9 protein-coding genes and 4 pseudogenes are annotated in these 6,303 nt (G+C 38.8%); 5 read left to right on the top strand and 8 right to left on the bottom strand.

All coding sequences use genetic code 11. From position 1 onward, the window contains the following. Together H6G48_RS15535 and H6G48_RS15530 are read right to left on the bottom strand one after the other, a co-directional pair. A pseudogene (locus H6G48_RS15535) lies at nt 1–146 on the bottom strand (IS701 family transposase); the annotation flags it as partial. A gap of 48 nt (nt 147–194) precedes the next feature. Further along, nucleotides 195–1,109: a transposase gene (locus H6G48_RS15530; protein ID WP_190722418.1), complete on the bottom strand. Its 915-nt coding sequence runs from the start codon at nt 1,107–1,109 to the stop codon at nt 195–197. Between the two features lie 100 nt (nt 1,110–1,209). Between H6G48_RS15530 and H6G48_RS15525 the strand changes: the two are divergent. Further along, nucleotides 1,210–1,455 (top strand): annotated as a pseudogene (locus tag H6G48_RS15525) (transposase family protein); the annotation flags it as partial. Here H6G48_RS15525 and H6G48_RS26920 read toward each other — a convergent pair. Both H6G48_RS26920 and H6G48_RS15520 read right to left on the bottom strand, forming a co-directional pair. After that, nucleotides 1,456–1,584, bottom strand: a complete 129-nt coding sequence (locus tag H6G48_RS26920) for a hypothetical protein (protein WP_277925619.1) — start codon at nt 1,582–1,584, stop codon at nt 1,456–1,458. Nucleotides 1,585–1,972: 388 nt separating this feature from the next. Next, nucleotides 1,973–2,152 (bottom strand): annotated as a pseudogene (locus tag H6G48_RS15520) (cadherin repeat domain-containing protein); the annotation flags it as partial. Nucleotides 2,153–2,246: 94 nt separating this feature from the next. On the opposite strand from H6G48_RS15520, the gene H6G48_RS15515 reads away from it, so the two are divergent. Together H6G48_RS15515 and H6G48_RS15510 are read left to right on the top strand one after the other, a co-directional pair. Beyond that, nucleotides 2,247–2,753 carry a restriction endonuclease fold toxin-2 domain-containing protein gene (locus H6G48_RS15515; RefSeq protein ID WP_341275513.1) on the top strand — a complete coding sequence of 169 codons (507 nt, stop codon included), beginning with the start codon at nt 2,247–2,249 and terminating at the stop codon, nt 2,751–2,753. Between the two features lie 60 nt (nt 2,754–2,813). Then, nucleotides 2,814–3,200 (top strand): hypothetical protein, encoded by a 387-nt coding sequence (locus tag H6G48_RS15510; protein WP_190722416.1) that lies wholly within the window; start codon nt 2,814–2,816, stop codon nt 3,198–3,200. A gap of 62 nt (nt 3,201–3,262) precedes the next feature. Here H6G48_RS15510 and H6G48_RS25785 read toward each other — a convergent pair whose 3' ends face one another. From H6G48_RS25785 to H6G48_RS15495, 4 genes and pseudogenes are all read right to left on the bottom strand, one after another. Further along, on the bottom strand, nt 3,263–3,382 hold the full coding sequence (locus H6G48_RS25785; protein ID WP_341275512.1) for a PEP-CTERM sorting domain-containing protein: 120 nt from the start codon (nt 3,380–3,382) through the stop codon (nt 3,263–3,265). 129 nt (nt 3,383–3,511) lie between these two features. Continuing rightward, nucleotides 3,512–4,175, bottom strand: a pseudogene (locus H6G48_RS15500) (IS1 family transposase); the annotation flags it as partial. Between the two features lie 568 nt (nt 4,176–4,743). Then, nucleotides 4,744–4,821: a hypothetical protein gene (locus H6G48_RS26915; protein WP_341275511.1), complete on the bottom strand. Its 78-nt coding sequence runs from the start codon at nt 4,819–4,821 to the stop codon at nt 4,744–4,746. Continuing rightward, nucleotides 4,812–5,069, bottom strand: a complete 258-nt coding sequence (locus H6G48_RS15495; protein ID WP_242034661.1) for a type II toxin-antitoxin system HicB family antitoxin — start codon at nt 5,067–5,069, stop codon at nt 4,812–4,814. Before H6G48_RS15495 ends, H6G48_RS26915 begins: the two co-directional genes overlap by 10 nt. Nucleotides 5,070–5,399: 330 nt before the next feature. On the opposite strand from H6G48_RS15495, the gene H6G48_RS15490 reads away from it, so the two are divergent. Both H6G48_RS15490 and H6G48_RS15485 read left to right on the top strand, forming a co-directional pair. Continuing rightward, a complete protein-coding gene (locus H6G48_RS15490; protein WP_190722415.1) occupies nt 5,400–5,720 on the top strand; it encodes a hypothetical protein in 321 nt (106 codons plus the stop codon). A gap of 26 nt (nt 5,721–5,746) precedes the next feature. Beyond that, a partial coding sequence (locus H6G48_RS15485) for a helix-turn-helix domain-containing protein (RefSeq protein WP_190722414.1) occupies nt 5,747–6,303 on the top strand: 557 nt, incomplete at its 3' end.

Below are 6,303 nucleotides of genomic sequence, written 5' to 3'. Positions count from 1 at the left end.
AGGTTTTTCCTCTCACTTTCCCCTAATAATCCTCCTAAATATTGTCTGAAGCCGTTTTTTTGCGCTTCGTTTTTGAAGCAATTGTCAAACCGCCGACACCATCGGTCAAAGCATGGGGGCATCGCGGCTGGGGTTGTCTCTTTCATCGCCGATTTTTCAACGTAAAGTGCTTACTCTTTAACGATTATACTCTATTATACTCTTGTTGATCGTTTAAGTCCCACTAAACAAGCAGCAGAGCGAACACGAGAATGTTCCCAGTCAAAAACGCCCGATTTACTGTCGAGAAAGAGATGTTCAATGGGAAAACGAAGACCATACTGCCAGAAGGTGTCAAGGGTAGGAGGTTCATCGCTCAGAATTGCCCAATTATCCTTAACCCCTGGAACAGAGGCTAAAGCAAGATGAGCAGTGATTCTAGCCTCCTGCCAGACTTGAACGTTGCGATAAAAGCAGGCTTGCCGTTTGGGAGGATAGAGTTCTCTGACCTCATAGCCAAAACCCCGACGGCGAACACCGTAAATGAGGGTATCGCAAGGTAAGCGAAGACACCAATGCCAAGTATTTTTCCTGAGCCATTGAATTAATTGCTGATTGGCAAAGCCTCGGTCGGCTAACAGCATGACATTCTCAAAGCCCTGAAGATAGCCTTTGGCTCTGTCCAACAAGGGTTCGTATTTCTCAAAAGCTAGGCTGGCACTACCAGGTTCTAATCCCATCCACATCAAGGGGACGGCTCTCCCCCCGCAGACCACCGCTAGATAGACAAAGCAGTATTGATTCCACAACAGAGTGGTATCTATTGCTAGATACAGTCTTTCCCCCTTCTCCTTCCAAGTCTCGATGGCTTTCAATATTAAGGGGATGTATATCTTTTCCACCCCTACTCTTCCATTCTGGCAAAAGCGATTCCACCGTCTCTGATAACTATTGGCTTGTTCGGCTCTGCTTTGTACAAAGGGTTCCCATCTGGCTTGATTGAGACTTTGACTACTGAGTAGGGCTGTCACCATCCAACTGAGGACGGTTAAATGTCTTTTATCCACAAATCGGCTTCCTTGTTCTAGATAGGAATAAACTTGGGAGAAGATTCTGTTCTCGGTTTTCATCTTGTAGGGATTCTTGCTTTTTCCCTATCTACCCAGATATTTTTCTTTTTGGCAACCCTTGTCTTGTCAGGTTTTGACCCACTTGTGTCCGTCAGTCAGCCATCAAAACAGTCAAATTCCTCATAAAAAAAAGAAAAAAGAAAAACTAAGTAAAGAGCAAAAAAAAGCCAATCGTCAGTTATCACAACGGCGCATAGTTATAGAACATATTCATCGTCGTCTCAAAATATTTCGGATACTTTCATCAAGATACAGAAATCGCAGACGGCGATTTGGTCTGAGATTGAATTTGATTGCTGGTATCTACAATTACGAACTTCGTTACCGACAAAAGGATATATCTTGATTACTTTTGCAAGAGATCTAGAGAAAAAATTGCAAGTGCAGCAGCGCTCGCACTTGCTAAACTGTCAAAAGCATTATTCCAAGCGGAACCATTACCAGTAGAACCGGATTTAACATAGATGATAGCCATGATATACCTCGTGTGAAAAAGATAGTACAGAGTCAATAGGGAATCCACCCGAAACTTAGTTCGAGTTAGATAAAGTTGATAAGTAAGCGAATAGTGGAGAAAACTGTCTCTAGAGACAGCAAAACCATTAATCAAGCTTGGATGTCAGAAAATTTAGCACTGGTTAGGGATAATGCTTAGATTGTAGAGGCGAATAATTATAAGTCCCGTTTATTTTTTTTTCATTCATCAGCAGAGCTTATTAAATAAACCATGCAGAGAGAAAATATCTGGTATAATGGCACTCCTGCAAGGATTTACCTAGGGATAAGCCGATTTATGTTGCTAAGGTTATATTTTGAGCAACTTTTGTCAAGTTAGCCAGATAATCAAGTTATTTTGTGATCAGTTAGGGTAGGGAGATGACCACAGCCTTGTCATCGGAGTCAGCCATGGTAATTTGACCGCTACTATTGATGGTAAAGGCGAAAATACCGTCGCCATCGAGGTTAGGATTCCCTGCGGTGATATTGTAGGTTAAGGGGTTGTTATCGGCATCAGTGGCGTTAATTGTGCCGACAACGGTGTTTAATGGGCTATTTTCGGGTACGGTGAGGGTGGTATCGTTGAGGACGGGTGCGCTATTTTGGACGAATTTTAATCAACTTAAATTACAATCAAGAATGACAGATTTAGGTAACTTAATACAAGACTGGGCAAAAGATTTCCCGCGAAGACTGACACCAACCTATAATCAGCGTTATCAATTTCAGATTAGACATTGTGGTAATGAGGAAATTCGAGTCCGAGATGGAGGAGAAGAAATTTGGGCAGATGGCATTAATTATGAAACAGGAGAGCTTATGGAAGCTAAATTTATTGAAAATCCTGCTAATAGTCCCTATGTTGATCATTCTAATGTACCCCCTTTTATTCGGACAAAAGTTCAAGGCGATGTAGAAAATGAATTTCGTCGCTATGGAGCAGTCATTAATGACCCAAAAACCCCTGTTGTTAAGCTGTTGGTAATTGTTAATATGAGAGAAGCCGTACCATTTTTGGAAAAATTACTCCGTAAGTTTAATATAGCGTTTCCTAAGCTAGTGAGGTACACCTATTTTTCTTCCCTTTTGCCTCTTGCCTTTTGCCTTTTGCCTAAAACCCATAACTTTTGTACCTCAGCAGACTGAAAAACGCTATATCTCTGGCACGGTTGCTGTTTTACTTTAAGTAAAAAGGAGAAGTTTTTTATGGAATATCTAATTACACCAGACCAGCCAACCTCATGGAAAATTAACCCAGTAGATTTTATTGAAAATCTCGAAAAATATTGGTATGATACCACGATTAAAACCATAACCAATCCCGATGATTATTATAGCATCGAATGGGTTATTAAAATTCCAGAAAAAGGGACTATATTAGATGGGGCATTACATCGAGATGGTCAAGGAATTAGTTTAGATGGATATTTAGAAGATTGTGCTAATTTTGCCATTTGGTTTCGCTCTCTTGTTCCTGAAAATCAAGAGTTAATATTTTATGATCAAGGCTATAATTACTGTTTAAAGTTACAGCCTAAGACAACAATATCTGATATCATCCAGCTATTTATCAATCACTCAATTTCAGCCTAAAACTTAATTAATCTACAAAAGGGGACGCAAATATTATCACTTACGTCCCCTTTAAACATTAACTAATCATCATTACTATCCCCTCGTTTAGGCTTTTTAGATAGTAAGGCACCTAAGCCTAATGTTACTATTCCCAAAATTGTAGAAGGTTCGGGAACAGGGGTAGTTTGAGATGTTTTTATTGCAAGATGATCAAATATAAGAAAATCACCTAAGCCACCACGAATACCAATTGAATTAATGGTTTCATTAGTATCAGCATCGGTGGTGATTCGGTAGTAGTGATGGCGGCTTAATCCTTTGCTTTGCTGTGCATTGTAGTCATGGATAAAATACCAAAGGGCTCCCCAACGTGATTCTGCATTTTTTTAGAGAAAGATAGACTCTCTCTCACCAGCCGAGAAATCCTTTGTCGAAAGGTATTATTTAATCTTTCAATAGGATTAGTTTGACCAGTTTCTTTACCTACTGCCCGATGACGTTTACTAGGAATTACTGTCTTATAGGACTCCCAAAAGTCTGTGTAAGCAACAGCGCATTGTCGGTAAACACCGGGTAAACTGGCCCCAAAGTTTTTTGGCTGATTGACGACTCCTATCTCCGCGCATAGCCACCAATAATTTCTCTTGTCTTTCTATCAATTAACCGCCAAATATAAACCTTTATCCTCTTAGAAAAAAACCAAGACCACATCTCATCACATTCTCTAACCAATTTACCTTTTGGTTTGTCCGAAACCTTTATTTGACGGGGGACAGCCGCCAGTTTATTGTTGACATAGTTTTGTAACCATGACCAACTTACCCCTGTTACTCTAGCAATTCCTCGCAAGTAAATTCGTTCGAGCAAGAGTTTATCAATTAATTGTTTGGTTTCGTCAGAGACAGTTTTATTAGTGGGATTGATCACAAACGTTTGACCACATTCTTTACCTTGACGTTTGGGTTTTCCATTATGAATAGAACCATTCTTGATAGTATGGTGAGAACCACAACGCTTGACAGGGGAATAGAGGTGAAGGGGGTACTTTGTTCGGTGCTAGACTGATATTTGAGTAAGCCAGACAGGAGCCAGAAAAAGATATTTATCAGAAAAGTCATGATCAAGCTAGAGGTTTAAAGACTGAGCGGGTTCCAAGGGAGCATCTCCCCTTTGCAATGAGCATAAATACTTAGTGGAAAAATAGGCTTTTCGAGGGTAATTCTTGTTTTAATTCTCCATGTACGCAGTCTTTAAAAGCCTCTATTTCGTTCCAAGACACGATTAAGAGTGGCTTTTAGGCTAAGTATAATTACTTATCGCGTAAGTGAGATGCTCCCGGTTCCAATTATTTTTATTCATAAATATTTTACACAATTCATACCAGGTAAGCAAGAGAGCTACGCCACTACTACCGAATCATTACCCAAAAACCTTCCTCGTAACCGTTCATAAAGCTATGTAAGGGAAATTATCTTTGGCAAAAGAGATGGGGAACGAGGTAATATAAATCTCTCCTTTTAACTCTCAAAAATTGTCATCTATAATATTTTTAGCCGACAATTTATTGGGCTTTCTGAGAAAGAACCTCATCCATCCAAGCATTGATACTTTTACCTTTTTTAGATGCTGCTAAATAGATTTTACGATGAATTTCGTTGTTTGATAAGGTAGCTTTCCTGAAAAAGGTTGATCGGGTTCTTCTCCTAATTCTTGGCAAAATTCTAGATAGTCATCAACAGATTCATGAAAACACTGTACAGCTTCTTCAATAGTTTTGCCGTGAAAAGTAATCACATCTTTGATGTCAATGACGATTCCAGAGATCAGATTATCGTCAAAGTCAATTTCAAATTTACCTGTATATCCTTTATAAGTTGTGGTGTACATAGTTTTTGTTTCTCTGTGGGGTTACAAATAGATGAAATTTCATGGCAAACTCTTGAAATTTCACGTCATGCCAACTTGCATCAAAATAAATTGATAGATTAGCTTTTATCAAAGCTTTCAGTTCTTTTAATTAAAAATTTATATCAACAAGAAAGGACGCTCTTGACAAAAAAAGTTACAAGTTAGTTTCAAGTTCGGAAAACGTATCAAAATATACAGTTTAACTGAGTCCGACGTGCTTTTAAAAAAATGACAAAATTTTGTCAAAAAAAAGACCCCTGATTTTTTGTCCCAGATTGATTAATTAATGAGACATTGGGGACAAATAATATGACGACAAATCTTGGAACTTTAGTTTTAAAACTTGAAGCTGACATCACCACTCTTAAAAAGCGACTTGATGAAGCGGAACGGGCGGCTGCTTCTTCAGGGAAAAGCATGGGAATATCCATTAAAGATGGTATTCTAATGGGTATTGGCAGTCAGCTTGGCGCTCAAATCACCCAATTAATCACAGCCCCAATAAATATTGCCACGCGAAGCCTTCGAGGTTTTATTGACCAGGCTTTTCAAAAAGGTCAAAACTTTGAACAGTTTGAGTCTTCGTTAAAAACGATTGGCTCTTCTAGGTTCTGTGTGAGCATGGTATAATAGGGACACAGAACAGGAGGTGAGTTATGTGGATAAATTTTGATCAACTCCTCGATTTACCAAATGTAACAGTGGTCAATTATCAAAAAATTGCTCAGACAATTTTCCTAAAGCTCGCTCTTTTAAATGAAACAATTGAATGTCCGAATTGCCATCAAACCTTGGACAGAATCAATCAGACAGAGTACAATCTAGTCAGAGATTTGTCAAGATTAGGCAATCCGGTATATTTAGAAGTACCACGCCGCCAGTTTCATTGTCAAAAGTGCCAAAAGTATATCAGCGAAAGACTGAGTTTTATGAGATTAAGACAGCATCACACAATTCGCTATGAATCGATGATTTATGAGAGAGTAAAAAATTGTAGTATCGAAGAAATAAGTCGAGAAGAAGGGTTAGGATGGTCAGAAGTTGAGTTAATATTTAATAACTGTGCTCAAGAACTAGAAAAGGAAGAGTGGGAAGCACCAGAACGAATAAGCTTAGATGAGTTTAGTAACTTAAAAGGACATAAAGATTTCATAACAACGGTCGTAGATCTGGACAAGAAAATTTTACTAGATGTGATTAAAGGACATAAGCA

Source organism: Microcystis flos-aquae FACHB-1344 (assembly GCF_014698375.1).
Lineage (GTDB): Bacteria > Cyanobacteriota > Cyanobacteriia > Cyanobacteriales > Microcystaceae > Microcystis > Microcystis aeruginosa.
Note: the sequence above shows the minus strand (reverse complement) of the source record. Positions and strands in the feature narration are given on the sequence as shown.

What these genes read in the sequence shown, in the direction of transcription:
- H6G48_RS15530 (WP_190722418.1), bottom strand. Translation starts at nt 1,109, where the DNA reads ATGAAAACCGAGAACAGAATCTTCTCCCAAGTTTATTCCTATCTAGAA.
- H6G48_RS26920 (WP_277925619.1), bottom strand. Translation starts at nt 1,584, where the DNA reads ATGGCTATCATCTATGTTAAATCCGGTTCTACTGGTAATGGTTCCGCT.
- H6G48_RS15515 (WP_341275513.1), top strand. Translation starts at nt 2,247, where the DNA reads ATGACAGATTTAGGTAACTTAATACAAGACTGGGCAAAAGATTTCCCG.
- H6G48_RS15510 (WP_190722416.1), top strand. Translation starts at nt 2,814, where the DNA reads ATGGAATATCTAATTACACCAGACCAGCCAACCTCATGGAAAATTAAC.
- H6G48_RS15495 (WP_242034661.1), bottom strand. Translation starts at nt 5,069, where the DNA reads ATGTACACCACAACTTATAAAGGATATACAGGTAAATTTGAAATTGAC.
- H6G48_RS15490 (WP_190722415.1), top strand. Translation starts at nt 5,400, where the DNA reads ATGACGACAAATCTTGGAACTTTAGTTTTAAAACTTGAAGCTGACATC.